Origin of the sequence: Sanguibacter suaedae, assembly GCF_016342785.1 — a bacterium.
Lineage (GTDB): Bacteria > Actinomycetota > Actinomycetes > Actinomycetales > Cellulomonadaceae > Sanguibacter > Sanguibacter suaedae.
The window spans coordinates 233,345-257,564 of the sequence record NZ_JAEINH010000002.1; the positions used below are offsets into that span (position 1 = coordinate 233,345).

At 73.6% G+C, this 24,220-nt stretch carries 25 protein-coding genes; 20 read left to right on the top strand and 5 right to left on the bottom strand.

What is annotated here, in order from left to right; translation table 11 throughout:
- The first annotated feature begins 28 nt into the window (after positions 1 to 28).
- Positions 29 to 775 (top strand): alpha/beta fold hydrolase, encoded by a 747-nt coding sequence (locus JAV76_RS03440; protein WP_307843963.1) that lies wholly within the window; start codon positions 29 to 31, stop codon positions 773 to 775.
- On the opposite strand, the gene JAV76_RS03445 is transcribed toward JAV76_RS03440, so the two are convergent.
- Positions 768 to 1,538 (bottom strand): ROK family protein, encoded by a 771-nt coding sequence (locus JAV76_RS03445; RefSeq protein WP_198732613.1) that lies wholly within the window; start codon positions 1,536 to 1,538, stop codon positions 768 to 770. The genes JAV76_RS03440 and JAV76_RS03445 overlap by 8 nt on opposite strands.
- A gap of 84 nt (positions 1,539 to 1,622) precedes the next feature.
- Here JAV76_RS03445 and JAV76_RS03450 point away from each other — a divergent pair, with 84 nt between their 5' ends.
- Complete coding sequence (locus JAV76_RS03450; RefSeq protein WP_198732614.1) at positions 1,623 to 2,519, top strand: tRNA pseudouridine synthase A; 897 nt, start codon at positions 1,623 to 1,625, stop codon at positions 2,517 to 2,519.
- Here JAV76_RS03450 and JAV76_RS03455 read toward each other — a convergent pair.
- Positions 2,498 to 2,899, bottom strand: a complete 402-nt coding sequence (locus JAV76_RS03455) for a DUF5709 domain-containing protein (RefSeq protein ID WP_198732615.1) — start codon at positions 2,897 to 2,899, stop codon at positions 2,498 to 2,500. The genes JAV76_RS03450 and JAV76_RS03455 overlap by 22 nt on opposite strands.
- 88 nt (positions 2,900 to 2,987) lie before the next feature.
- Here JAV76_RS03455 and JAV76_RS03460 point away from each other — a divergent pair, with 88 nt between their 5' ends.
- The 7 genes from JAV76_RS03460 (at position 2,988) to JAV76_RS03490 (ending at position 9,867) form a co-directional block, all read left to right on the top strand.
- Entirely contained in the window at positions 2,988 to 4,673 is a 1,686-nt protein-coding gene (locus JAV76_RS03460) for an ABC-F family ATP-binding cassette domain-containing protein (RefSeq protein ID WP_198732616.1), read from the top strand.
- Between the two features lie 25 nt (positions 4,674 to 4,698).
- Positions 4,699 to 5,607 (top strand): oxygen-dependent tRNA uridine(34) hydroxylase TrhO, encoded by a 909-nt coding sequence (gene trhO, locus JAV76_RS03465; protein ID WP_198732617.1) that lies wholly within the window; start codon positions 4,699 to 4,701, stop codon positions 5,605 to 5,607.
- Positions 5,608 to 5,890: 283 nt separating this feature from the next.
- Positions 5,891 to 6,334 carry a 50S ribosomal protein L13 gene (gene rplM / locus JAV76_RS03470; protein ID WP_198732618.1) on the top strand — a complete coding sequence of 148 codons (444 nt, stop codon included), beginning with the start codon at positions 5,891 to 5,893 and terminating at the stop codon, positions 6,332 to 6,334.
- Positions 6,335 to 6,375: 41 nt separating this feature from the next.
- Complete coding sequence (gene rpsI, locus JAV76_RS03475; protein WP_198732619.1) at positions 6,376 to 6,864, top strand: 30S ribosomal protein S9; 489 nt, start codon at positions 6,376 to 6,378, stop codon at positions 6,862 to 6,864.
- A gap of 112 nt (positions 6,865 to 6,976) precedes the next feature.
- Positions 6,977 to 8,323: a phosphoglucosamine mutase gene (gene glmM / locus JAV76_RS03480; RefSeq protein ID WP_198732620.1), complete on the top strand. Its 1,347-nt coding sequence runs from the start codon at positions 6,977 to 6,979 to the stop codon at positions 8,321 to 8,323.
- Between the two features lie 24 nt (positions 8,324 to 8,347).
- Positions 8,348 to 8,986 (top strand): peptide deformylase, encoded by a 639-nt coding sequence (locus JAV76_RS03485; protein WP_198732621.1) that lies wholly within the window; start codon positions 8,348 to 8,350, stop codon positions 8,984 to 8,986.
- Between the two features lie 167 nt (positions 8,987 to 9,153).
- The gene (locus tag JAV76_RS03490) at positions 9,154 to 9,867 is read left to right on the top strand and encodes a DedA family protein (RefSeq protein ID WP_307843964.1); all 714 of its coding nucleotides are present in this window, start codon (positions 9,154 to 9,156) and stop codon (positions 9,865 to 9,867) included.
- A 27-nt stretch (positions 9,868 to 9,894) separates the two neighbouring features.
- Here JAV76_RS03490 and coaA read toward each other — a convergent pair whose 3' ends face one another.
- Complete coding sequence (gene coaA / locus JAV76_RS03495; protein WP_307843965.1) at positions 9,895 to 10,863, bottom strand: type I pantothenate kinase; 969 nt, start codon at positions 10,861 to 10,863, stop codon at positions 9,895 to 9,897.
- A gap of 52 nt (positions 10,864 to 10,915) precedes the next feature.
- Here coaA and glmS point away from each other — a divergent pair, with 52 nt between their 5' ends.
- Both glmS and JAV76_RS03505 read left to right on the top strand, forming a co-directional pair.
- Positions 10,916 to 12,781 (top strand): glutamine--fructose-6-phosphate transaminase (isomerizing), encoded by a 1,866-nt coding sequence (gene glmS / locus JAV76_RS03500; RefSeq protein ID WP_198732623.1) that lies wholly within the window; start codon positions 10,916 to 10,918, stop codon positions 12,779 to 12,781.
- 25 nt (positions 12,782 to 12,806) lie between these two features.
- Positions 12,807 to 13,157: a holo-ACP synthase gene (locus JAV76_RS03505; RefSeq protein WP_198732624.1), complete on the top strand. Its 351-nt coding sequence runs from the start codon at positions 12,807 to 12,809 to the stop codon at positions 13,155 to 13,157.
- A 4-nt stretch (positions 13,158 to 13,161) separates the two neighbouring features.
- Here JAV76_RS03505 and JAV76_RS03510 read toward each other — a convergent pair whose 3' ends face one another.
- Positions 13,162 to 14,148 carry a TIGR03560 family F420-dependent LLM class oxidoreductase gene (locus tag JAV76_RS03510; protein ID WP_198732625.1) on the bottom strand — a complete coding sequence of 329 codons (987 nt, stop codon included), beginning with the start codon at positions 14,146 to 14,148 and terminating at the stop codon, positions 13,162 to 13,164.
- Positions 14,149 to 14,221: 73 nt separating this feature from the next.
- On the opposite strand from JAV76_RS03510, the gene JAV76_RS03515 reads away from it, so the two are divergent.
- From JAV76_RS03515 to JAV76_RS03555, 9 genes are all read left to right on the top strand, one after another.
- Positions 14,222 to 15,805: an NAD(P)H-hydrate epimerase gene (locus JAV76_RS03515; RefSeq protein WP_198732626.1), complete on the top strand. Its 1,584-nt coding sequence runs from the start codon at positions 14,222 to 14,224 to the stop codon at positions 15,803 to 15,805.
- On the top strand, positions 15,802 to 16,470 hold the full coding sequence (locus JAV76_RS03520; RefSeq protein ID WP_307843966.1) for a nucleoside/nucleotide kinase family protein: 669 nt from the start codon (positions 15,802 to 15,804) through the stop codon (positions 16,468 to 16,470). Before JAV76_RS03515 ends, JAV76_RS03520 begins: the two co-directional genes overlap by 4 nt.
- A gap of 13 nt (positions 16,471 to 16,483) precedes the next feature.
- Positions 16,484 to 17,659 (top strand): alanine racemase, encoded by a 1,176-nt coding sequence (gene alr / locus JAV76_RS03525; protein WP_372403055.1) that lies wholly within the window; start codon positions 16,484 to 16,486, stop codon positions 17,657 to 17,659.
- Between the two features lies 1 nt (position 17,660).
- Positions 17,661 to 18,224 carry a tRNA (adenosine(37)-N6)-threonylcarbamoyltransferase complex ATPase subunit type 1 TsaE gene (gene tsaE / locus JAV76_RS03530; protein ID WP_198732627.1) on the top strand — a complete coding sequence of 188 codons (564 nt, stop codon included), beginning with the start codon at positions 17,661 to 17,663 and terminating at the stop codon, positions 18,222 to 18,224.
- Positions 18,225 to 18,228: 4 nt separating this feature from the next.
- Positions 18,229 to 18,939, top strand: coding sequence for a tRNA (adenosine(37)-N6)-threonylcarbamoyltransferase complex dimerization subunit type 1 TsaB (gene tsaB, locus JAV76_RS03535; protein ID WP_198732628.1), 711 nt, complete (start codon positions 18,229 to 18,231; stop codon positions 18,937 to 18,939).
- On the top strand, positions 18,936 to 19,469 hold the full coding sequence (rimI, locus tag JAV76_RS03540) for a ribosomal protein S18-alanine N-acetyltransferase (protein ID WP_198732629.1): 534 nt from the start codon (positions 18,936 to 18,938) through the stop codon (positions 19,467 to 19,469). Before tsaB ends, rimI begins: the two co-directional genes overlap by 4 nt.
- Positions 19,466 to 20,356, top strand: coding sequence for a sulfurtransferase (locus tag JAV76_RS03545; RefSeq protein ID WP_198732630.1), 891 nt, complete (start codon positions 19,466 to 19,468; stop codon positions 20,354 to 20,356). Before rimI ends, JAV76_RS03545 begins: the two co-directional genes overlap by 4 nt.
- 87 nt (positions 20,357 to 20,443) lie before the next feature.
- Positions 20,444 to 21,487, top strand: coding sequence for a tRNA (adenosine(37)-N6)-threonylcarbamoyltransferase complex transferase subunit TsaD (tsaD, locus tag JAV76_RS03550; RefSeq protein WP_198732631.1), 1,044 nt, complete (start codon positions 20,444 to 20,446; stop codon positions 21,485 to 21,487).
- A 44-nt stretch (positions 21,488 to 21,531) separates the two neighbouring features.
- Positions 21,532 to 23,232 (top strand): glycoside hydrolase family 3 N-terminal domain-containing protein, encoded by a 1,701-nt coding sequence (locus tag JAV76_RS03555; protein ID WP_230401782.1) that lies wholly within the window; start codon positions 21,532 to 21,534, stop codon positions 23,230 to 23,232.
- Between the two features lie 42 nt (positions 23,233 to 23,274).
- Here the strand turns inward: JAV76_RS03555 and JAV76_RS03560 are convergent, their stop codons facing one another.
- Positions 23,275 to 24,216 (bottom strand): hypothetical protein, encoded by a 942-nt coding sequence (locus tag JAV76_RS03560; protein WP_198732632.1) that lies wholly within the window; start codon positions 24,214 to 24,216, stop codon positions 23,275 to 23,277.
- Positions 24,217 to 24,220: the final 4 nt, after the last annotated feature.

The window sequence follows — 24,220 nt, forward strand, 5'->3', positions numbered from 1 at the left end:
GGCGGGTGACGCGTGGGAGACTCCCGGGGTGGTGCTCGTCCATGGTGTACGGACGTCACGGACGATGTGGCGGGCCCAGGAGGAGGTGCTGCGTGCGGCAGGGCACCGCGTCGTCGCGGTCGACCTGCCCGGGCACGGGCGGCGGCTCGACGAGCCGTTCACGGTCGACAGGTGCCTGGAGGTGGTCGACGAGGCGGTCGAGTCCCTCGGCGGGACCGCGGCCCTGGTGGGCCTCTCGCTCGGTGGGTACGTCTCGGTGGCGTATGCCGCGCGCCGCCCAGACCGGGTGGCGGTCCTCGTGGCCGCCGGGTGCTGCACGTCCCCGACCACGCCCCTGCGAGGCGTGTGGGGTCGGCTCGCGCGGTGGATCGAGTCGTGGGAGGACTCGGGGGAGCGACTCAACGCGGAGCTGGTGCGCAGGACGCTCGACGTGCAGGCGGCGCACGACGTCGCTGCGGGCGGGTTCGCGCTGACGGTCGTGTCCGGGATGCTCGAGGAGATCGGCACCGTGGACCCGATCGCGCTCCTGCCCCGCGTCCGGTGCCCGATCCACCTCGTGAACGGCAGGTTCGACCACTTCCGCACCCAGGAGCGGGCGTTCGTGCGCGCCGCCCGCGCGTCGGGGCGTCCGGTGCGGCTGGTCGTCGTGCCCGGGGCGAAGCACCTCGTCGCCCTCGACGCGCCGGTCACGTTCTCCCGGGTGGTGCTCGAGGCGCTCGAGGACGTGCAGGTCCCGGGCGCCGAGGCGTCGCCTCCCGAGCGTCGTCTCAGCTGAGGAGGTCCCAGGCGCGGACGCCGCCCACGAGTGCCGCGGAGTTCGGGACGACGACCACGTCGTCGCCGAGGCGGTCGAGGACCACCTGGCTGACGCGCCGTGAGTTCCCACCACCCAGGTAGAGCCGGTCCCAGAGGAAGACGGGCCGGAGTCCCTCCACGACGCGGCCTATGCGGCGTGACCACAGGCCGTCGCCGAGCCTGCGACGCTCGACCTCCCCGACGTACTCGTCGTACGTGGTGGATCGGCGCACGGGCGCGTGGGAGAGCTCGAGATGGGGTGCGACACGGCCGCCGTCGAAGTGCGCGGAGCCGAGCCCCGTCCCCAGGGTGAGGACGAGCTCGAGGCCGGAGCCGGCGATCACCCCGGCGCCGTGGACCTCGGCGTCGTTGAGGACGCGGGCGGGGATCCCCAGCCGCGTCGAGAGCGCCGCCTGCACGTCGAAGCCCGACCACGCGAGGCGCAGCGCAGGGTCGATGCGGCTGCGCGGCCCGGAACGGGTGATGTAGTGGGGGGTGTGGATGACGACGCCGTGGCGGATCATCCCGGGCATGCCGACGGTGACCCGGTCAGGACGGGGGAGACCGTCCCGGAGCGCGACGACGGTGTCGACGAGGAGCTCGGGCGGCAGCGGGTACGGGGTGGGCACGCGCACGGCAGGAGCGTGCGCGGTGCCGGCGGCGTCGAGCACGGACGCCTTGATGCCGCCGCCACCGCAGTCGACGGAGAGGGTGAGGGGGCCGTGACCTGTCGACTGCGCCATAGGGAGCACCCTAGGCGACGTCCCTGGGGTCCCTGGGGTCCGTGGGACCCGCGGGGACCGGTCGCCGTGGGGGATGATGGACCGGTGATCCGGATCCGCCTCGACCTGTCCTACCGCGGTACCGACTTCTCCGGGTGGGCCACCCAACCCGGTCTTCGCACGGTGCAGGAAGTTCTCGAGGACGGGCTCGCCACGGTCCTGCGGTGCGGTCCGGTGCGGGTGAGCGTCGCCGGCCGGACCGACGCCGGGGTGCACTCGCGGGGCCAGGTGGTCCACGTGGACGTCCCCGAGGACGCGTGGTCAGGTGTGTCCGGGCGGTCCGCACGGACCCCGGAGGACGCGCTCGTCGCACGCCTCGCGGGCATCCTGCCCGGCGACCTCGTCGTCCGCTCCGCGCGCGTCGCGCCTCCGGGGTTCGACGCGAGGTTCGGTGCGCTGCTTCGCCGGTACACGTACCGTGTCGCCGACGCTCCGGCGCTCCGCGACCCGCTGCGGCACGACTGGACGCTGTGGGTCAAGGACCGGCTCGACGTGGACGCCATGCATGCGGCGGCGCAGCCGCTGCTCGGGGTGCGGGACTTCGCGGCGTTCTGCCGCCCGCGCGAGGGGGCCACGACCATCCGGCACCTGCAGGAGCTCTCCTGGGAGCGTCCGGCGCACGGTCCGGACGCCGGCCTCGTCGTCGCCCGGGTCCAGGCCGACGCGTTCTGCCACAACATGGTGCGTGCGCTCGTCGGTGCGTCCCTCGCGGTGGGCCAGGGGCGCCGGGGCACGACGTGGCCCGCCGAGGTCCTGGCTCGTGGGGAGCGGGACCCTGCGGTGGGCGTCGTCGCGGCGCACGCCCTGGTCCTCGAGGAGGTCGTCTACCCGCCGGACGCCGAGCTCGCGGAGCGCGCGGAGCGCGTCCGGGCCCGGCGGACCGACGAGGACGTGTGGGAGCCTGCAGGCGCCCAGGAGGGTCAGGGCTCGTCGATGACGTGAACTGCGGCCTCCTCGGCGCTCGCCGCGGCGCCGTCGATGCCGACGTCCTCCGCGAACACGTCGTTGTCCTTGCCCTGGGTGGAGTCCGTGTCGGCGGTCAGGCGGCCCGCACGGTCGGGCTCGGTCCGGCCCTTCTCCGGCGCCTCCCAGACCTCGGGCTCCTCTTGCGCGAGCTTGAGGTCCATCGGCTCCCCGTGGCTCTCCTCCCACGGCGTCTCGCCGTAGTGGTTGGGCCGCGGGCGCTCCGGGGGTGAGTAGCCCTGGTCGAGGAGGTCGTCGACGTCCTCGCCGGACATCGAGTCCTCCCCGGGGATCTGGTTCGAGTCGCCCTCGCTGCCGAGGGCCGGGTCGGTGCTGGTGGCGGGTGTGTCTTCGCTCATCGTCCTACCGTCGCACCGCTGCCCGCGTCGCGCACCCGCACGGGTAAAGAGGTCGTCGATCAGGCGCGGAGCACGTCACACTGGTCCTGTGGGTCACATCGACGTCAACGACATCAGCTACTTCCTGCCCGACGGCAGGCCGCTCCTCGCGGGGGTGGACCTCCGGGTGGGGGAAGGCGCGAAGGTCGCCCTCGTGGGCCCGAACGGCGCCGGGAAGACGACCCTCGTGCGGATCGTCGCGGGCGAGCTGGCGCCGCACGGCGGGAAGGTCTCGCGGAGCGGGGGCCTGGGCGTCATGCCGCAGATGGTGGGGCGCATCGACGACGAGCGCACCGTCCGCGACCTCCTCGTCGACCTCGCGCCTTCCGCGGTCCGGGCAGCGGGGCGCGAGCTCGCGGCCGCCGAGCTCGCGATGATGACCACGGACGACGAGCCCACGCAGATGCGCTACGCCCAGGCGCTGGCCGACTGGGCGGACGCCCGCGGGTACGAGGCCGAGAACGACTGGGACCACGTCACCGACGAGGTCCTCTCGGTGCCGTTCGACTCCGCGCAGTGGCGTGAGGTGCGGACGTTGTCCGGGGGCGAGCAGAAGCGGCTCGTCCTCACGGCCCTGCTGCGCGGGCCGGAGGAGGTGCTCCTCCTGGACGAGCCGGACAACTACCTCGACGTCCCCACCAAGCGGTGGCTCGAGCAGCAGCTGGCGGCGTCGCCCAAGACGGTGCTCTTCATCAGCCACGACCGGGAGCTCCTGGCCCGCACGGCGACCCAGGTCGCGACGCTGGAGCCGGGTGCGGCGGGCGGCAGCATCTGGGTCCATGGCGGCGGGTTCGCGTCCTACGGCGCCGCGCGCGAGGACAGGATGAGCCGGCTCGAGGAGCTGCGGCGCAGGTGGGACGAGGAGCACGCCCAGCTCAAGGACCTCGTGAACACGCTGAAGAACAAGGCTGCGTTCAACGACGGGTTGGCCAGCCGGTACCAGGCGGCCCAGACGCGGCTCCGCAAGTTCGAGGACGTGGGCCCTCCCGAGGTCGTGGCCAGGGACCAGGACGTCCGGGTCCGGCTCACGGGCGGACGGACCGCCAAGCGTGCCGTCGTCGCCGAGCGGCTCGAGCTCACGGGCCTCATGAAGCCGTTCGACGCGGAGATCTGGTTCGGCGACCGGGTGGCGGTGCTCGGGTCCAACGGCTCGGGCAAGTCGCACTTCATGCGCCTGCTCGCCGCGGGCGGCTCCGACCCCGACCCCGCCCTCGCGGACGTCGTCGGGACGCCGGCGGCCGTCGCGCACTCCGGGCGTGTCACCCTCGGGTCGCGGGTGCGCCCGGGATGGTTCGCGCAGAACCATGCGCACCCGGAGTTCGAGGGCCGCACCCTCCTCGACATCCTCCACCGGGGCGAGGGGACGCGTGACGGGATGAGCCGGGAGCCGGCGAGCAAGGCGCTCGACCGGTACGAGCTCGCCGGACAGGCCGAGCAACGCTTCGAGACGTTGTCGGGCGGGCAGCAGGCGCGCTTCCAGATCCTCCTGCTCGAGCTCGGGGGAGCGACGCTGCTCCTCCTCGACGAGCCGACCGACAACCTCGACCTGCACTCGGCCGAGGCCCTCGAGGCGGGCCTGGCCCGGTTCGAGGGGACCGTCGTGGCGGTCACCCACGACCGCTGGTTCGCGCGCGGGTTCGACCGGTTCCTCGTGTTCCGTGCCGACGGGACGGTGGCCCGGACGGACGAGCCCGAGTGGGACCTCGGCCGGGTGGATCGCGTGCGCCAGGGGTAGCGCGGGCAGCCATATCCTGGTGGGCATGGCCGTGCACAAGATCGTCCTCTTCTACGCCTTCGCCCCGCTCGCCGACCCCGTGGCCGTGCGCCTGTGGCAGTCCGCGCTCGCGGAACGGTGGAACCTCACGGGCCGGGTGATCGTCTCCGAGCACGGGATCAACGCCACCCTGGGCGGCACCGTCGAGGACCTCAAGCAGTACGTGAAGACGACGCGCGGGTACCCGCCGTTCCGGTCGGTCGACGTGAAGTGGTCGGACGGCACGGGGCACGACTTCCCGAGGCTCAGCGTCAAGGTGCGGCCCGAGCTGGTGAGCTTCGGTGTGCCGGACGAGGTCCGCGTGGACGAGGGGGGTGTGGTCGGAGGAGGGGTGCGGCTGTCGCCTGAGGAGGTCGACGCGCTCGTCGCAGCACGGGGCGAGGAGGTCGTCCTCTTCGACGGACGGAACGCGTTCGAGGCGGAGATCGGCCGGTTTCGTGGTGCGATCGTCCCCGACGTGACGACCACGAGGGAGTTCGTCGCCGAGCTGGACTCGGGACGGTACGACGACCTGAAGAAGCGGCCCGTGGTCACGTACTGCACGGGTGGGGTGCGCTGCGAGGTGCTGTCCGCGCTCATGGTGGCCCGCGGGTTCGAGGAGGTGTACCAGCTCGACGGCGGGATCGTCCGGTACGGGGAGCGTTTCGGGTCGACGAGCCTGTGGGAGGGGTCGTTGTACGTCTTCGACGAGCGGATGCACGTCGAGTTCGACGAAGGCACCACGCCCCTCGGGCGGTGCACGGCGTGCGGGACCGTGACCGCCTCCTACGAGAACTGCGGCGACCCGGGGTGCACGACCCTCCGGCTCTTCTGCGAGGGCTGCGCACCTGCGGCACGGGTGTCGGTCTGCCCGGCGTGCGAGGGCTCGCGGGTGGCGGCGGGCGGTGTCGGGTAGGGTGGCCGGGCGGCTTGCGCACGACATCGTCAGGGCCGCACCCGGACGCCCGAGGACCACGCCGCCCACCAGCGGGCCGGTCGTGGAGCTTCACCTCACCCGGGTGCTGTGACGCACTCGCTTTGACCGAGTGGTACCTGAACGGATATCGTGGCGAGTCGTTGTGCTTCCACACGTGACCGGTGCGCCCACTCGCTAGGTCTAAGACGAAGCGCTCACCGACCTCGCCGGCCGCAGAATCCTGCGCCGGAGACGACACGATTACGAAACGAAGGCTAGGACCGTGCGCACGTATACCCCGAAGCCCGGCGACGTTCAGAACGACTGGTACGTCATCGACGCGACCGACGTCGTCCTGGGCCGCCTCGCCACCCACGTCGCTACCCTGCTCCGTGGAAAGCACAAGGCCACCTTCGCTCCGCACGTCGACGGCGGTGACTTCGTCATCGTCATCAACGCGGACAAGGTCGCCCTCACCGGCAACAAGCGTGAGCAGAAGCTGGCGTACACCCACTCCGGTTACCCGGGTGGTCTCCGTGCGGTCGCCTACTCCGAGCTGCTCGAGAAGCGCCCGGAGCGCGCAGTGGAGAAGGCCGTCCGCGGCATGCTCCCCAAGACCACCCTCGGTCGCAACCAGCTGGGAAAGCTCAAGGTCTACGCAGGCTCTGAGCACCCCCACGCTGCGCAGCAGCCGAAGCCGTTCGAGATCACCCAGGTCGCCCAGTAGGCCCCGCCTGCTGAGCCGACATACAAGGACGCGAGGACACAGTGGCCGAGACCACCGTCGACATCGACACGCTGGACGAAGAGACTCCCAGCAGCTACACCTCTGAGACCTCCGCCCCCACGGGGCAGGGTCAGAGCATCACCGCGCCGGGCCAGGCACTGGGCCGTCGCAAGGAGGCGATCGCGCGCGTGCGCCTCGTCCCCGGGACCGGGCAGTGGAAGATCAACGGGCGCACGCTCGAGGAGTACTTCCCCAACAAGGTCCACCAGCAGCTCGTGAACTCCCCGCTGAAGCTCGTGGACGTCGAGGGTCGCTTCGACGTTGTCGCGCGCATCAACGGCGGCGGTTCCTCGGGTCAGGCAGGCGCCCTGCGCCTCGGCATCGCCCGTGCCCTCAACGAGATCGACGAGGAGCACAACCGCGCGACGCTGAAGAAGGCAGGCTTCCTCACGCGTGACGCCCGCGTGGTGGAGCGCAAGAAGGCCGGTCTCAAGAAGGCTCGCAAGGCGCCTCAGTACTCGAAGCGCTGATCCCAGCCCTGTTCGACGGCTCCGATGGTTCGCCATCGGGGCCGTCGTTCGTTGGGTGCGGTGCGCGTTGTCCTCGGAGAAGTCCTCATCAGCACGGAGAGTTAGGCAGACCATGGGTCGACTGTTCGGAACCGACGGCGTCAGAGGGCTCGCGAACCGCGACGTCACCGCCGAGCTCGCCCTCGACCTCGCCGTCGCGGCCGCCCACGTCCTCGGGCAGCGCGGCGTGTTCTCTGGCCACCGGCCACGCGCCGTCGTCGGGCGCGACCCCCGCGCGTCGGGCGAGTTCCTCTCGGCCGCGGTCTGCGCGGGTCTCGCCAGCGCAGGCATCGACGTCATCGACGTCGGGGTGGTCCCCACCCCCGCGGTCGCCTATCTCACGGGCGACATGAACCTCGACCTCGGGGTGATGATCTCCGCGTCGCACAACCCGATGGCCGACAACGGCATCAAGTTCTTCAACCGCTCCGGCTTCAAGCTCGACGACGACGTCGAGGACCAGATCGAGGCCCGGCTCCGTGAGGACTGGGAGCGGCCCGTCGGCGCCGAGGTCGGCCGCATGTCCCAGGACTACGACGCCGTCTGGCGCTACGTCGAGCACATCGTCTCCACGGTGCCGCACCGGCTCGACGGCCTCAAGGTGGTCGTCGACAGCGCGAACGGCTCTGCCAGCGAGGTGGGCCCGGAGGCGCTCAGGCGCGCCGGCGCGGAGGTCGTCGTCATCGGCTCGTACCCGGACGGCGAGAACATCAACGAGGGCTACGGGGCAACGAGCCCGCGGCGCATGGCCGCAGCGACGGTGGGACACTGGGCGCACGCCGGCGTGTCGTTCGACGGTGACGCCGACCGCTGCATCGCCTCCGACGAGGACGGGCAGATCGTCGACGGGGACCAGATCATGGGGATCCTCGCCCTGGCGCACGCGGACCGCGGCACCCTGGCCAACGGCACCCTCGTCACGACCGTCATGTCCAACCTCGGCCTCAAGCTCGCGATGGAGAAGGCAGGCATCCGGACCGTTCAGACGAGCGTCGGTGACCGGTACGTGCTCGAGGAGATGCATCGCGGCGGGTACTCCGTGGGCGGCGAGCAGTCCGGCCACGTGCTCCTCACGGACTTCGCGACCACGGGCGACGGGGTCCTCACCGCGCTGCACCTCCTGAGCCGGCTCGCGGAGAGCAAGGTCGCGATGTCGCAGCTCGCCTCGGGGATCGTCCGTCTCCCACAGATCATGATCAACGTCAAGGGCGTCGACAAGGCCCGGGCGAGCACCGACGAGGGTGTCCTCGCTGCGGTCCGTGACGCCGAGGCGCTCCTTGGTGAGACCGGGCGCGTGCTCCTGCGCCCGTCCGGCACCGAGGCGCTCGTGCGGGTCATGGTCGAGGCGGTGACGCAGGAGCAGGCCGACAGCGTGGCCCGCTCGCTCGCGACGGTGGTCGAGGAGCGGCTCGCCCTGTGAGCGCCGGACAGTGAGCGCCGCCCTGTGAGCACCGATCCGGCCCTCCGCGACGCGGTCGAGGCGTTCCTCGGCGCGCACGACGACGGGATCCTGCCGATCGTCCGCGCCGGTCACCCGGTCCTCCGGCAGGTCGCCGCACCGTACGACGGGCAGCTGGGGGACCTGTTCCCTCGCCTCGTGGAAGCGATGCGCCTCACGATGATCGCTGCCCCAGGCGTAGGGCTCGCCGCCCCGCAGGTGGGCATCGGGATCGCCGTCGCCGTCCTCCAGGACGCAGGTTCGCCCGAGGGCGGCGCGGATCCGCGCGAGCGCTCCCCGCTCGACTTCCGGGTCCTCGTCAACCCCTCGTACGAGCGGCACGGAGACGCGTCGGTGTCGTTCTACGAGGGCTGCCTGAGCGTGCCCGGGTACCAGGCCGTCGTCCCACGGGCGCGCTCCGTGCGGCTCACGGGTGAGGACGAGACCGGACGCCCGCTCGACGAGGTGGTCACGGGATGGCCGGCCCGGATCGTCCAGCACGAGACCGACCACCTGCGGGGCGAGCTCTACGTCGACCACGCCCACACGCGCTCGCTGACCTCCGACGACACGCTCGCCCGACTGTGGGCCGCGGACCCGGTGCCCCGTGAGGCCGCGGCACGGCTGGGCTTCCCTCTGGACTGACGGGACGCACAGCACCCGTCGCCCGGACGGGCATCGTCGTCCTCGCCGTGCAGGCATCGTGCAGGGACGGTGCACACACCCCGGGCGATGGCCGTCCGGGGGAGTTGGTACGTAGGCTGTCGACGGGCCGCAGGAGCGTCCCACCACCGAGGAGAGGGACGGACGACGTGCTCGACGGGTTGGAGTTGTGGGCTGAGGGTTTCGCGGCGTCGCCCTGGGTCTTCGTCGTGCTGTTCGCCTTCGTGACGATCGACGCCTTCTTCCCACCGGTGCCCAGCGAGTCCCTGGTCATCGCGCTGGCGGCGATCTCCCTCTCCACCGGGTCTCCCGACCTCTGGCCGCTCGCCGTCGTCGCCGCGCTCGGGGCGTTCACGGGGGACCTCATCGCCTATGCCCTCGGTCGGAGGTTCGAGGTGCACCGCCTCCGCATCTTCCGGGCGCGCCGCGCGCAGGCGGCGTTCGTCTGGGCGGACCGTGCCCTGCGGTCGCGCCCCGCCCCGTTCATCATCGCCGCGCGCTACATCCCCGTGGGGCGCGTGGCCGTGAACATGACGGCCGGGTCCCTCGGCTACCCGTGGCGCAGGTTCGTCGGGCTCGCTGCCGTCGCGGCCGTCACGTGGTCCGCCTACTCGACGCTCATCGGCTACACCGCGGGGGCGTGGCTCGAGGGCCGGCCGGGCCTGGCGGTGGTCGTCGGCGTCGTCGGCGGGAGCGCCATCGGCTTCGTCATCGACTGGGCCCTCGGCCGGTTCGTCCGGGCGAGGGCCGCGCGTGACGACGCGCGGCGCGAGTCGGCGCCCCCGGCACTGCCGGAGCACTCCGTGGGGCTGACCGCCGGCTCCGCGGACGCGGCGCACGAGTCGGTGCGCGAGCGGACCTGACCGGTCTGCCGGGAGCGGCGCGGCGGGTCAGAGCTTGCGGAGCCGCACACGTTCGACGGAGTGGTCCGCGCCCTTGGTGAGGACGAGCGTGGCACGGCTGCGGGTCGGCAGGATGTTCGCCTCGAGGTTGGGGGCGTTGATGGCGTCCCAGATGCTCTCGGCGCGGGCGACGGCGTCGTCGTCTGAGTACGACGCGTACCGGTGGAAGAACGACTCCGGCTGGGCGAACGCCGTCTCCCGGAGCGACAGGAAGCGGTCGACGTACCACTGGCGGATGTCGGAGGTGCGCGCGTCGACGTAGATCGAGAAGTCGAAGAAGTCGCTCACCGCGAGGTTCGACGTCGTCGGGGACGTCCGGGCGGCCTCGGTGGCCCGAGCGGGCTGGAGGACGTTGAGACCTTCCACGATGAGCACGTCGGGGCGGCGGACCACGGCCTCGGCGCCCGCGACGATGTCGTAGGTCAGGTGGTCGTAGACGGGGGCGCGGACCTCGGGCCGCCCGGCCTTGATCTTCGTGAGGAAGCGGATGAGGGCCCGGCGGTCGTAGGACTCCGGGAAGCCCTTGCGCTCCATGAGCCCGCGCCGCTCGAGCTCGGCGTTGGGCAGGAGGAACCCGTCGGTCGTGATGAGCTCCACCCGGGGCGTGTCGGGCCAGCGGGCCATCATCTCGCGGAGGATGCGGGCGGTCGTCGACTTCCCGACGGCCACGGATCCGGCGACACCGATGACGTAGGGGGTCCGGCTGGAGTCCTCGCGGAGGAACGTCGACGTCGCCCTGTGCAGCTTGGTCGCGGCCGCGACGTAGAGGTTGAGGAGGCGGGAGAGCGGGCGGTAGACGGCGTCGACCTCGGCGAGGTCGATGGGGTCCCCGAGGCCGCGCAGCCGGGCGACGTCCGCGTCGGTGAGCGGCAGCGGTGTCGACTCCGAGAGCCGGTACCAGGCCGACCGGTCGAGGTCGACGTACGGCGAGGAGGGGACGATGTGCGAGGCGGCCACCGCCTGATTCTGCCTGATCTGCGCCCGGAGTTCGTCCACTAGACTCACGACCATGTGTGGAATCGTTGGCTATGTCGGCCCGCAGACCCCGTCAGCCCGTCCCGTGGACGTCGTCGTCGAGGGCCTGAGGCGCCTCGAGTACCGGGGGTACGACTCGGCGGGGGTGGCCCTCGTCTCGCCGGACCTGGACCACGTGACGGCCGCGAAGAAGTCGGGCAAGCTCGTCAACCTCGTCGACGAGCTCGAGGCGCACCCCCTGGCGGCCTCGACCGCCGCGATCGGGCACACGCGGTGGGCCACCCACGGGGCGCCCAACGACGTCAACGCGCACCCGCACCTCTCGGAGGACGGGCGCCTGGCGCTCATCCACAACGGCATCGTGGAGAACTTCGCGCTCCTCAAGGAGGAGCTCCTCGCCGCGGGCGTGACCTTCCTCTCCGAGACGGACACCGAGGTCGCCGCGCACCTGCTCGCCCGCGCCCACGACGCCACGGGCGACCTCACGGAGGCCATGCGGCAGGTCGCCCAGCGTCTCGACGGGACGTTCACGCTGCTCGCGGTCCACGCGGACTCTCCCGGGACCGTCGTCGGCGCCCGCCACGACTCGCCGCTCGTCGTGGGCCTCGGCGACGGGGAGAACTTCCTCGGCTCCGACGTCGCCGCGTTCATCGCGCACACCAAGGAGGCGCTCGAGCTCGGGCAGGACCAGATCGCCACGATCACCCCGCACGAGGTGACCGTGATGGACTTCGACGGGAACCCCGTCGAGCCCAAGCGGTTCACCGTCGACTGGGACGCCGCCGCCGCCGAGAAGGGCGGGTTCGGCTCCTTCATGGACAAGGAGATCCACGACCAGCCGCAGGCCGTCGGCGACACGCTGCTGGGCCGCACCGACCTCCAGGGCGACCTCGTCCTGGACGACCTGAGGATCGACGAGGCCGTCCTGCGCACGGTCGACAAGATCGTCGTCATCGCCTGCGGGACGGCGGCCTACGCCGGTCACGTCGCGAAGTACGCCATCGAGCACTGGTGCCGCATCCCCGTCGAGGTCGAGCTGGCGCACGAGTTCCGCTACCGGGACCCCGTGGTCAACGAGAAGACCCTCGTGGTGGCGATCACGCAGTCCGGCGAGACCATGGACACGCTCATGGCCGTGCGCCACGCGCGGGAGCAGGGTGCCAAGGTCATCTCCATCGTCAACACGCACGGCTCGACCATCCCGCGCGAGTCCGACGCCGTGCTCTACACGCACGCCGGCCCGGAGATCGCGGTGGCGTCCACCAAGGCGTTCCTCTCGCAGATCACCGCCGCCTACCTCCTCGGCCTCTACCTGGCGCAGCTGCGCGGGAACAAGTTCCCCGACGAGATCGCGGAGATCTACGAGGCCCTGCGGGCCATGCCGGCGAAGATCCAGGAGGTCATCGACCGGGGCGGGCGGGTCCGGGAGATCGCCCGCTGGATGGCGGACACGTCGTCGGTGCTGTTCCTCGGACGGCACGTCGGCTTCCCGGTCGCCATGGAGGGTGCGCTCAAGCTCAAGGAGCTCGCGTACATCCACGCCGAGGGGTTCGCGGCCGGCGAGCTCAAGCACGGGCCCATCGCCCTCATCGAGCCCGGGCAGCCGGTGTTCGTCGTCGTGCCGTCGCCGCGCGGGCGCGACTCCCTCCATTCCAAGGTCATCTCGAACATCCAGGAGATCCGTGCCCGTGGCGCGCGCACGCTCGTCATCGCGGAGGACGGCGACGACGCGGTGCTGCCGTTCGCCGACGAGGTGTTCTGGGTGCCGCAGTGCCCGACGCTGCTCTCGCCGCTCCTCACGGTGGTCCCGCTGCAGATCTTCGCGTGCGAGCTCGCGACGGCTCGCGGCCTGGACGTGGACCAGCCGCGCAACCTCGCGAAGTCCGTCACGGTCGAGTGACCCGCGCGCGCGGCGGCGTGCACGCGTGATCGTCGGCATCGGGGTCGACGTCGTCGAGATCGGTCGCTTCATGGCGGCGCTCGAGCGGACCCCGCGGCTGCGGGAGAAGCTCTTCACCGAGCCCGAGCGTGACCTGCCACCGTCGTCGCTCGCTGCCCGGTTCGCGGCGAAGGAGGCCGTCGCCAAGGCGCTCGGCGCCCCGGGAGACCTGCGGTGGCACGACGTGACGGTGCCGAGGGTCCCCGGGGCGCCACCCGTCCTCGAGGTGCGTGGGACCGTCGCGGCACGGGCCGCCGAGCTCGGTGTCGAGCGGTTCCACCTGTCCTTGTCCCACGACGGCGGCATGGCCACCGCGATGGTCGTCGCCGAGGGCTGACGGGTCAGCCGAAGGCGGGCGCCACCTGCGTCTCGAAGAGCTCGATCCCCGTGCGGTCGTAGGCGGCCTCCGCGAAGTACGTGATGGCGTACGTCATGCCGATGCCCTCGAGCTGCTCGAGCCTCTCGACGATCTGCTCGGGCGTCCCGACCAGGGGCCCGGTGCGGAGCTGCTCCGTCGCCTCCGCGGCCTTCGACGGGACGGTCCTCGAGTAGTGGTCCTCGATCCACGCGAGACGGTCGGCGACGTCCTTCTCCGTCTCGCCGACGACCACGTTGTAGTTCGCGGACCGGGTGATCGCGCCGACGTCGCGGCCGACCGCGGCGCAGTGCTCGGCGAGGATCGCCGACTTGTGGGCGAACGTCTCGGGCGTGCCGTCGAAGTTCGTGTACTGGGCGTGCTCCGCGGCGATGCGCAGCGTCTTCTTCTCACCGCCACCCGCGATCCACAGAGGCGGCCCCCCGTGCTGCAGGGGCAGCGGGTAGCAGAGGGCGCCGTCCACCTGGTAGTGCGTCCCGGCGAGGGTCGCGGAGCCCTCGGACCACATCTGCCGCATGATCTGCACGCCCTCGTCGAGCATCGCGAGGCGCTCGCCGGCGCGGGGGAACCCGTACCCGTAGGCGCGCCACTCGTGTTCGTACCACCCGGCGCCGATGCCCATCTGCACGCGTCCGCCGCTGATGATGTCGGTGGTCGCGGCGACCTTCGCGAGGTACGCGGGGTTGCGGTAGGACATGCAGGTGCACATCTGGCCGAGCTTGACGCGGTGGCTCGCGGCGGCGAACGCGGCCATGAGCGCCCACGCCTCGTGGGTCGCCTCCTGCGTGGGTTCGGGGACGGTGTGGAAGTGGTCGTAGACCCACACGGAGTCGAAGGTGGTGCCCTGGTCGGCGTGCTGGAGGAGGCCGTTCATGACGGACCAGTGGTCAGCGGCGTCGATGCCGGTGAGGTCCTGGCGCCAGCCCTGGGGGATGAAGAGTCCGAATCGCATGGTGCCACAGTACGTCCGCCCCGCGGGAGGGCGCAGAAGGTGCGGGCGGTGGCCCGCGCGGCATGATGGCCCCATGATCGACGCCTACGACGCCAGGTCCGTCCGTGCCGCCGAGGAGCCGTTGCTCGCCCGGGGCGAGCCCTTGATGGAGCGGGCGGCGTTCGCGCTCGCGGAGGTCGTCGCGCGCGAGCTGCGCGCCCGACGCGGGGCGGTCGCCGGAGGTCGTGTCGTGGTCCTCGCGGGCGCGGGGAACAACGGGGGCGACGCGCTCCTCGCGGGAGCCCGGCTGGCCGGGCGGGGAGTGGCTGTCGCGGTCGTCCGTGCGGCGGGCGCGGTCCACGAGGAGGGGCTGAGGGCGGTCCTCGCCGCAGGTGGGCGAGCGCTCGGGGACGCCGACGGACCGTGGGACCAGGGCCTGGTCCGTGCGGTCGCGGGAGCGGACGTCGTCCTCGACGGGATCCTCGGGAACGGCGCCTCGGGAGGCCTGCGGGAGCCGGCGCGGTCCCTCGTGACGGAGGTCGCGCGCGCGGCCGCGTCCGTCGACGGCGGGGGCCCGGTGGTCGTCGCCGTCGACCTGCCGAGCGGGATCGGCGTGGACGACGGCACGGTCTGCGGTCCGGTGCTGCGCGCGGACGTCACCGTGTCCTTCGGTGCGCTGAAGCCCGGACTGCTCCTGCCGCCCGCGGCAGACCTCGCCGGTCGCGTCGAGGTCGTGGACCTCGGGCTGGCGCTGCCGCTCTCGGAGGGGCGGCACGGGCGCGCGAGCGTGCAGCGCCTCACCCCGGCCGACGTCGTGGGCCTGGGGATCCTCCGGACGCCGGACGCCTCGGCGCACAAGTACACGCGCGGTGTCCTCGGGGTGGTGGCGGGGACCCGCCAGTACCCGGGGGCCGCGGTCCTCACGGTCTCGGCCGCCGTACGGACGGGGACCGGCATGGTGCGGTACCTGGGTGGGCGCGACGTGACGGCGTCGGTGCTGGCCGCGCGGCCGGAGGTCGTGCCCGCGTCGGGCAGGGTCCAGGCCTGGGCGGTGGGACCGGGCGTCGCGAGCGCCCCCACGGCGGACGACGACGCGACGCGCTCGCAGCAGGACCGGGTGCGGCACGCGCTGGCGCAGGCCGTCGGAGAGGCGGTGTCCGACGTCGCGGGAGGGCCTGTGCCCGCGGTCGTCGACGCGGGTGCGTTGGCGCTCCTGCCGGAGCGGTGCCCGCCGTGGGTGGTCCTCACGCCCCACGCCGGCGAGCTCGCCGAGCTCCTGCGGTCGAGAGGCGAGCGTGTGGAGCGGGCCGACGTCGAGGCGGAGCCTGTCCGCTGGGTGCGTCGCGCCCGTGACCTCACCGGCGCGACCGTGCTGCTCAAGGGGGGTGTCACGCTCGTGGCAGGCCCGGACACCGTCCTGTCCCAGGCGGACGGGCCCGCGTGGTTGTCGACGGCAGGTGCAGGTGACGTGCTCACGGGGATCCTCGGTGCGCTCCTGGCCGCGCACTCCGAGGCCGCCCTCAAGGACCCGGCGGTGCCTTCTCTCGTGGCGGCTGCCGCGGCTCTCGTCCACGGTCGGGCGGCGCACCGGGCGAACCCCGGGGGGCCGGTCTCGGCCCTCGACGTCGCCGAGGCGGTGCCGGGAGTCGTGGCCGACCTCCTCGCAGGGCGCGCGTGACCCGCGGGCCGGCCCCCGTGGGTGGCGCGCCCCGCACCGTCGACGTCGACCCCGGAGCACTTGCCCGCCGCGCGGCGGACCTGGTGCGCGACGGCCGCGCCCTCGTGGGCCTCGCGGGCGCACCGGGTGCGGGGAAGTCGACGCTCGCCGGCGAGGTCCTCGTCGCGCTGGAGGGCCTCGGGGTGCGGGCCGCGCTCGTCCCGATGGACGGGTTCCACCTGGCGGGCCGTGAGCTCGTGCGGCTCGGCCGGGCAGACCGCAAGGGGGCGCCGGACACGTTCGACGCGGACGGGTTCGTGGCGCTGCTCGGGCGGCTCCGCGCCCCGGGGCAGCGCACCGTCTACGCGCCGGAGTTCCGCCGCGAGGTCGAGGAGCCCGTCGCCGGGGCGGTGCCCGTCGGACCGGACGTCGAGGTGGTCGTCACCGAGGGCAACTACCTTCTCCTCGACCACGGTCCCTGGGCCGGGGTCCGGGCCCTGCTCGACGAGACGTGGTTCCTCGAGGTCGACGACGCGCTCCGGGTCGAGCGGCTCGTGGCCCGGCACGTCGCCCACGGTCGTCCGCGCGACGAGGCGCGGGCGTGGGTCGCGCGGTCCGACGAGGCGAACGCCCGCGTGGTCGCCGGGACGCGGGGACGCGCCGACCTCGTGGTCCGTGGGCGGTGAGAGAATCTCACCCGTGAACAGCTACTACCCCGCCCGGGCCGTGGTCGACCTCGGTGCCGTCCGGTCGAACGTGCGTGCGTTGCGGGAGCACGCGAGCGGCGGCGCGGAGGTCATGGCCGTGGTCAAGGCCGACGCCTACGGCCACGGGCTCGTGCCCTGCGCCCGGGCGGCCGTCGAGGGCGGTGCGACGTGGTTGGGCGCCGCACAGGTCGCCGAGGCGCTCGCTCTGCGTGCGGCGGGCATCGGTGGGCGCGTCCTCACCTGGCTCTACGCGCCCGGGGCGCCCCTGGCGGAGGCGGTCGCCGCCGACGTCGACGTGTCCGTCGCCGCCGGGTGGGCGCTCGACGAGGTCGTCGTCGCCGCGCGCGCCACCGGACGCACCGCACGTGTCCACGTGAAGGTCGACACCGGCCTCGGGCGCAACGGCGTCATGCCGGACGACCTCCCGGAGCTCCTCGCCCGCGCGGTCGAGGCGCAGGCGTCGGGCGCGGTCGAGGTCGTGGGCGTCTGGTCGCACCTGGCGCTCGCCGACCAGCCGGACCATCCCACGGTCGTCGGGCAGGCCGACGTGTTCGCGCACGCGGTGCGTCTCGTCGAGGAGGCCGGTGCGCACCTCGAGGTGCGCCACCTCGCCAACTCGGCCGCGACCCTCACGTCCCCGGGCGTGCACCACGACCTCGTGCGCCCGGGACTTGCGGTCTACGGGCTCTCACCCGTCCCGCACCTCGGCGCCCCCGCCGACTACGGGCTCGTGCCCGCCATGACCCTCGAGGCGTCGTTGGCGACCGTCAAGCGCGTGCCGGCGGACCACGGTGTGTCGTACGCGCACGCCTACCGCACGCCCACCTCGACGGTGCTCGGCGTGGTGCCGATCGGCTACTCCGACGGCCTGCCGCGGCACGCCTCCGGCGACCTGCCCGAGCGCCCCGGAGGGCCGGTCCAGGTGGGGAGCGGCGCGTCGGCCCGGACGCTCGCCGTCGCGGGGCGCGTCTGCATGGACCAGGTGATGGTCGACCTCGGCCCGGACGCGCGCGAGGCCGCGGGCGACCGCGTGGTGCTCTTCGGGTCGGGGGAGGACGGCGGGCCGACGGCCGAGGACTGGGCCCGGGCCGCCGGGACCATCAGCTACGAGATCACCACGCGGCTCGGGGCCAGGGTGCCCAGGGCGTACGTGGACGGGGAGGACTGACATGGAGGACGACGTGCAGGGTGCGGTGACGGTCGAGCTCGTCGACGCGGACGCGACACGGGCCTTCGGGCGCGCCCTCGCCGCCCGCCTCCGGGCGGGCGACCTCGTCATGCTCACCGGTGACCTCGGTGCGGGGAAGACCACCCTCACCCAGGGCATCGGTGCGGGCCTGGGGGTCCGGGGGCAGGTCGCGTCGCCGACCTTCGTCATCGCCCGTGTCCACCCGTCCCTGTCGGACGGGCCGGCCCTCGTCCACGTCGACGCCTACCGCCTCGGGACGCTCGACGAGGTGGACGCCCTCGACCTCGACGCGAGCCTCGAGGAGTCCGTGACGGTCGTCGAGTGGGGGCAGGGACTCGTGGAGTCCATCGCGGGCGCACGCCTCGAGATCACCCTGGAACGCCCCCGGGGTGCGTCGGAGAGTGGTGGCAGCGACTTCCTCGAGAACGCCGAGGTGGGCGTCCGCTCCGTCACGGTGACCGCCCACGGCGAGCGCTGGGCCGGGCTCGACGTCGTCGCGCTCGCGTCCGGCGGTGCCGCAGCCGGACCGGGTTCAGTAGGCTGACGCGGTGGCAGTCCTCGCGATCGATACGTCAGCGGCGGTCGCCGTCGCCCTCCTCGACGACCTCGGCACGCTCCTCGCGTCGCGCCGCGTCGTCGAGCAGCGGCGGCACGCCGAGCTCCTCGCACCCATGGTCGAGGAGGTGCTCGCCGAGGCGGGCCTCGCGCCCCAGGACCTGGGGGCCGTCGTGGTGGGCACCGGTCCGGCCCCGTTCACCGGGCTGCGCGTGGGACTCGTCACGGGGCGCACGCTGGCCTTCGCGCTCGGCGTCCCCCTCCACGGGGTGGCGAGCCTCGACGCGGTGGCGTCCGAGGCAGCTGACCGTCTCGACCTGCCCCCCGGGTCGAGCGTCCTCGTCGTCACCGACGCGCGGCGCCGCGAGGTCTACCACGCGCGCTACGCCGTGGGGGAGACGGGCGCCTTCGGCGCCACGGCCGTGACGACGACGTCCGGGCCCGACGTGGGTGCAGCGCTGGACGTGGTGGCCGCCGGCCACGCGGTGGAGGCGGTCGTCGTCGGCCAGGGGACCGCGCTCTACCCGGACGCCTTCCGGGACGACCAGGTGCCCGACGACGCCCCGACCCTGCCCGACCCTGCCGTCCTCGCGCGCCTCGCGCTCGCCCGCGCGGCCACGGGCGAGGTGCTCCCCAGCGAGCCGCTGTACCTGCGGCGCCCGGACGCCCAGGTCCCCGCCGGCGCCAAGCGGGCCTCGGGATGACCGCACCCACCACGGGTGGACGGGCGCCGGCCCTCCTCAGGCCGCTCAGCACGGAGGACCTCGACGTCGTCGCACGCCTCGAGGTGGAGCTCTTCGGTCGGGGAGCGTGGTCGCCGGCGATGCTCGAGGAGGAGCTCCGCGCGCCGGGTCGCTGGTACGTCGCGGCCGTGGACGACGCGTCGGACCCGCCTGTCCTCGTGGGGTACGCCGGTCTGTGGTTCGACGGCGACGACGCCCAGGTGATGACCCTCGGCGTCGCTCCGGGCGCGCGCCGTCGCGGGGTGGGTGCGCTGATGCTCCGGGCGCTCGTCGGCAGGGCGCTGGCGCTCGGCGCACGGTCGGTCCTCCTCGAGGTGGCCGTCGACAACGACGCCGCCGTGGCGCTCTACGAGCGGTCCGGGTTCGTGCGGTTCGGGCTCCGGCGCCGCTACTACCAGCCCGAGGGGACGGACGCGCACACCATGCGGCTGGACCTGGCCCACGCCTCCGCGCCGGAGGCCGTGCCCACCGACGGACCGGAGACCGCATGAACGACCACGACCTCGACCTGGGTGAGCGCAGGGGCCGCGTGCTCGCGGGCCCCGCGGAGCTGCAGGGCATCCTCGACGCGGGCAAGGGCGTCACGCTCCTCGACGTGCGCTGGGCGCTCGGCAGGACGGACGGCCGGGCCCGGTACGAGGAGGGCCACCTCCCCGGTGCCGTATACGTCGACCTCGAGACCGAGCTCTCCGGCCTGGCGACCTCGGCCACCGGTCGACACCCGCTGCCGTCCGTCGTCGCTCTCCAGGACGCCGCCCGCAGCTGGGGGGTGCGCCGGGGCGTCCCCGTGGTGGTCTACGACACCCTCGGTGGTCTGTCGGCGGCACGCGCCTGGTGGCTCCTGCGGTGGGGCGGTCACGAGGACGTGCGGATCCTCGACGGCGGGCTCGACGGATGGGTCCGTCGCGGCGGGTCCCTCGACCGGGGCGACGTCGTCGCCCCGGAGGGTGACGTCGTCCTGCGTGGCGGCTGCCTCCCGGTGGTCGACGCGGACGGCGCCGCGGCGCTGGCGGAGGACGGTGTCCTCCTCGACGCCCGTGCGGGCGAGCGGTACCGCGGGGAGGTCGAGCCGGTCGACCCCCGCGCCGGGCACGTGCCGGGTGCCCGGAGCGTCCCGGCCGCGGACACCCTCGGCCCCGACGGTCGGCTGCGTCCGGCCGCCGAGCTCGTCGAGGTGCTCCGTGCCGCCGGGGTGGACGTGGTCGCCGCCCGCGCGTCCCGCGCCGCTCCGCGCACGGGCGTCTACTGCGGGTCGGGCGTCACCGCGTCGCTCGGGGTGGCGGTCCTCGCGAGCCTCGGGATCGATGCCGCCCTGTACCCCGGGTCCTGGTCGCAGTGGTCCGCCGACCCCGACCGCCCGGTGGTCGTCGGTCCCTGAGCGGGATCCCCGGACCGTCGAGGGCGGCCTTGGGCGGGGCACCCGGGCGGCTCCACGACGCCCGCCCGGTGCCCTAGGGTTGGGGCCATGTCTGCTCCACTCGTCCTCGGCATCGAGAGCTCCTGCGACGAGACGGGCGTCGCGCTCGTCCGGGGCGACGAGCTCCTCGTCGACGCGGTCGCGAGCTCCGTCGACGAGCACGCCCGGTTCGGCGGGATCATCCCCGAGGTGGCGTCCCGCGCCCACCTCGAGGCGATGATCCCCACCCTCGAGCGGGCCCTCGGCGAGGCGGACGTCGACCTCTCGGAGATCGACGCCGTCGCGGTCACCGCAGGCCCCGGCCTCGTCGGCCCCCTCACCGTCGGCGCGTCGGCCGCGAAGGCGCTCGCGGTCGCCCTGCGCAAGCCGCTCCACGGCGTCAACCACGTGGTGGGCCACGCCGCCGTCGACCAGCTGGTCCACGGGCCGTTCCCCGAGCGGCTCCTGGCGCTCGTCGTGTCGGGCGGGCACTCGTCGCTGCTCCTCGTCGACGACATCGCCACCGACGTCACCGAGCTCGGGTCGACCCTCGACGACGCCGCCGGAGAGGCCTTCGACAAGGTCGGGCGGCTCCTCGGGCTGCCGTACCCCGGCGGCCCGCACGTGGACCGCCTCGCACGCGAGGGCGACCCGGGGGCCATCCGATTCCCCCGAGGGCTCACCGCCGCCAAGGACCAGGCCGCGCACAAGGACGACTTCTCGTTCTCCGGCCTGAAGACCGCCGTGGCGCGATGGATCGAGGCCCGGCGTGACGCGGGCGAGCCCGTGCCCGTGGCGGACGTCGCCGCGTCGTTCGCGGCGGCGGTCGCCGACGTGCTCACCGCCAAGACCATCGCCGCCTGCGAGCGCCACGGCATCGACACCCTCGTCGTCGGCGGCGGCTTCTCGGCGAACTCCCAGCTGCGCGAGCTGGCCGCCCAGCGGTGCGCGGAGGCGGGGATCACGCTCCGCATCCCACCGATCCGATACTGCACGGACAACGGTGCGATGATCGCGGCGCTCGGCTCGGCCGTCGTCGCGGCAGGCGTCCAGCCCTCCCGCCTCGACATCCCGGTGGACTCGTCCATGCCGCTGACCACCGTGACCGTCTGAGCGGAGGGCGAGCAGCGGTGGTGGCACGAGCAGGACGCGGGAGGTTGGCAGCGGGGCTCGTCGTCGTGGCGCTCCTCGTGGTGACGGGCGTGGTGCTGGTTCGCTCCGCCGTGCTGCCGGTCGGGGGAGCGACGTCGTCGACGGACCAGGGGACGCCGGAGACCTCGCAGGACGCGTCGGGCACGGCGACGTCCGGGGCCGCACAGGACCCGGACGTCGTGGCTCTCGCCTGGGGGCCGACGGTGGCCGACCTCCGGGAGGCGACGGCCGAGGCGGCCGCTCTCCCGCTCGAGAGGGCGGCCGGCGGCGTCCTCGTGTCGCGCTACCAGGGCTCCGACGCGACGGCGGCCGCCGCCCAGGTCGCCGAGCTCGGTCTCGCCGGCGTGCTCCTCTTCGGGGACAACGTCGTCTCGCCCGAGCAGGTCCGGGCGTCCACGGACCTCGTCAAGGAGGCGGGGGCGTCCGACGGGCGGTCGTGGCCCGTCGTGGTCGGCGTGGACCAGGAGGGCGGCGTGGTGCAGCGGCTCGGCGAGCCGTGGACGCAGATGCCGTCGTTCCTCGCCGCGGGTGCGGCGGTCACCGACGATCCCGCGGCGGGCGCCGCCGTCGTGCGGGACGCCGCCCGGGCGGGTGCTGCCGAGCTGAGGGGCAGCGGCTTCACGGTGAACTTCGCGCCGGTCGCCGACGTCACCGTCGGGCCCGCCGACGTCACCGTGGGCACGCGCTCCGCCGGGTCCGACCCGCAGACCGTCGCGACGGCGGCGACCGCGGCCGCCGAGGGGCTCCTCGAAGGAGGTGTGCTGCCCGGCGTCAAGCACTTCCCGGGCCACGGGTCCGTGACCACGGACTCCCACGTCGCGCTGCCCGTCCAGGGGGCGACGGCCGCGGAGCTCGCGGCGCGCGACCTCGTCCCGTTCGTCGAGGCCGTGAACTCGGGCGCCCCGATGATCATGGTCTCCCACGTGTCCGTGACGGCGTGGGACCCGGGCGTGCCGGCGTCGCTGTCCGCAGCCGCGTACGACCGCCTCCGCACGGACCTCGGCTTCACCGGGGTCGCTGTCACCGACAGCCTCGACATGGGCGGGGTGGCCGACGGGAGGACGCCCGAGCAGGTCGCGGTCCAGGCCCTCGGGGCGGGCGCGGACCTGCTGCTCACCCCCACGGACGTCGTCGCCGCGCGCGACGGCATCGTCGCGGCCGTCCAGGACGGGACGCTGCCACGCGAGCGCCTCGACGAGGCCCTCGGTCGTGTCGTCGCGATGATGCGCTGGCAGCAGAAGCTCGCCGACCGTGCGGACATGACCCTGGCCGCGGGGCCGGACGCGGTCGGGACGGCGTCCGACAGCGCCCGGGCGCTCGGGGATGCCTCGGTGACGGTGGTGGCCGGTCGGTGCGCGGCTCCGCTCGTGGGTCAGCGGCTCCACGTCCGGGGCGGGAACCAGGAGGACTGGGACGCGTTCGCGGCTGCGGCAGGGCGGGCCGGGCTCGCCGTCGTGCCGCTCACCGAGCCGGCCGACACGACGGTCCGCCTCCTGCCGGGGGAGTCGACCGTGCGCGCCGACGTCGACGTGGCCCTGGGATGGCCCACGGTCCTCGCCTCGTCGACGGCACCCGTGCAGGTCGCGACCTACGGCAGGACGCGGCAGACGTTCGACGCGACGCTCGCCGTCCTCACCGGACGGCAGTCCGCGCAGGGGAGCCTGCCGGTCGCGGTCGGCAGGCACCCCGTCGGCACCGGGTGCTGACCCGACACCAGGCGGTCGCGGGACCGATGAAGCCCCCCGCGGTCAGACGATGAACCCGAAGAAGCTCCGGACCGCCGTCTCGTCGCCCAGGGGGTACCCGTCCCACGGTCGCGTGGGGGCGTCGGGTGCCTCCACGGTGACGGGCCCGTAGGTGAGCTCCCACTGCTTGGACCACGAGGTGCCGTCGTACGACGTGTACGGCTCCTCGAACTCGCTCTCCCCGCCGGGCTCGAGGCTCGTCTCGTAGTCGACGACCTCGTACCCGTAGGACGAGACGCGCCCCTCGGGGTCGATGCGCACGGTGATGGTCGCCTCCGACTCCGGGTCGCTGCCGAAGGGCGTCAACCGGGACGCCTCGCTCGTGGCGAGCGAGATCCTCGTGCCCGGTGCGGTGATCTCGATGGTGGTGGCGTCCACGGCCCGGACCTCCGTCGCGACGTCGAGCACCGACCGCAGGATGCCCATCTGGTGGTAGTAGCCGATCGCCTGGTCGACGTCCTCCTGCGCGGCGTGCGCCACGAGGTAGACGCCGTCCTGGAGCGTGCGGACCTCGGTGCCGAGGGCGACGGCGTCCGCGACGACCGTGCCGCCGGTGCAGGCCGAGGGGGCGGCGGTACCACCGTCGTGCCCCGTCGACCGGCCCCGGTGGTCCGGCCCGTCGACGCGTGTGACCCGGCACCACCCGGTGCCGGTGAAGTCGGAGCCGCCGTCGGGAAGGGTCTCGTCGAGGCGGACCAGCGTGACGGTCGGGGCGGCCTCCGACGCGGCCATGGCGTCGGTGAGGACCGCGACCGGGTCGGGCGCCGGGGCGGACGCCGTCGGCTCCGGTTCGGGTGCGGGATCTGCGGTCTCGGTGGGCGGGGCCGACGTCGCGGGCACCGTCGGGTCGGTCGTCGCGGCAGCAGGCTCGTCGTCGGCGGTGCTCGCGCACCCCGCGAGCACGAGGGTGCCGGCGAGGACCCCCGAGACGACGCGGCCCGGCACGGTC

Excerpts from the sequence above, each read along its gene's own strand:
- tsaE (WP_198732627.1), top strand. The coding sequence starts at position 17,661 with ATGGAGGACGACGTGCAGGGTGCGGTGACGGTCGAGCTCGTCGACGCG.
- glmS (WP_198732623.1), top strand. The coding sequence starts at position 10,916 with ATGTGTGGAATCGTTGGCTATGTCGGCCCGCAGACCCCGTCAGCCCGT.
- JAV76_RS03455 (WP_198732615.1), bottom strand. The coding sequence starts at position 2,899 with ATGAGCGAAGACACACCCGCCACCAGCACCGACCCGGCCCTCGGCAGC.
- JAV76_RS03445 (WP_198732613.1), bottom strand. The coding sequence starts at position 1,538 with ATGGCGCAGTCGACAGGTCACGGCCCCCTCACCCTCTCCGTCGACTGC.
- JAV76_RS03510 (WP_198732625.1), bottom strand. The coding sequence starts at position 14,148 with ATGCGATTCGGACTCTTCATCCCCCAGGGCTGGCGCCAGGACCTCACC.
- rimI (WP_198732629.1), top strand. The coding sequence starts at position 18,936 with ATGACCGCACCCACCACGGGTGGACGGGCGCCGGCCCTCCTCAGGCCG.
- JAV76_RS03545 (WP_198732630.1), top strand. The coding sequence starts at position 19,466 with ATGAACGACCACGACCTCGACCTGGGTGAGCGCAGGGGCCGCGTGCTC.
- trhO (WP_198732617.1), top strand. The coding sequence starts at position 4,699 with ATGGCCGTGCACAAGATCGTCCTCTTCTACGCCTTCGCCCCGCTCGCC.
- JAV76_RS03515 (WP_198732626.1), top strand. The coding sequence starts at position 14,222 with ATGATCGACGCCTACGACGCCAGGTCCGTCCGTGCCGCCGAGGAGCCG.
- glmM (WP_198732620.1), top strand. The coding sequence starts at position 6,977 with ATGGGTCGACTGTTCGGAACCGACGGCGTCAGAGGGCTCGCGAACCGC.
- tsaD (WP_198732631.1), top strand. The coding sequence starts at position 20,444 with ATGTCTGCTCCACTCGTCCTCGGCATCGAGAGCTCCTGCGACGAGACG.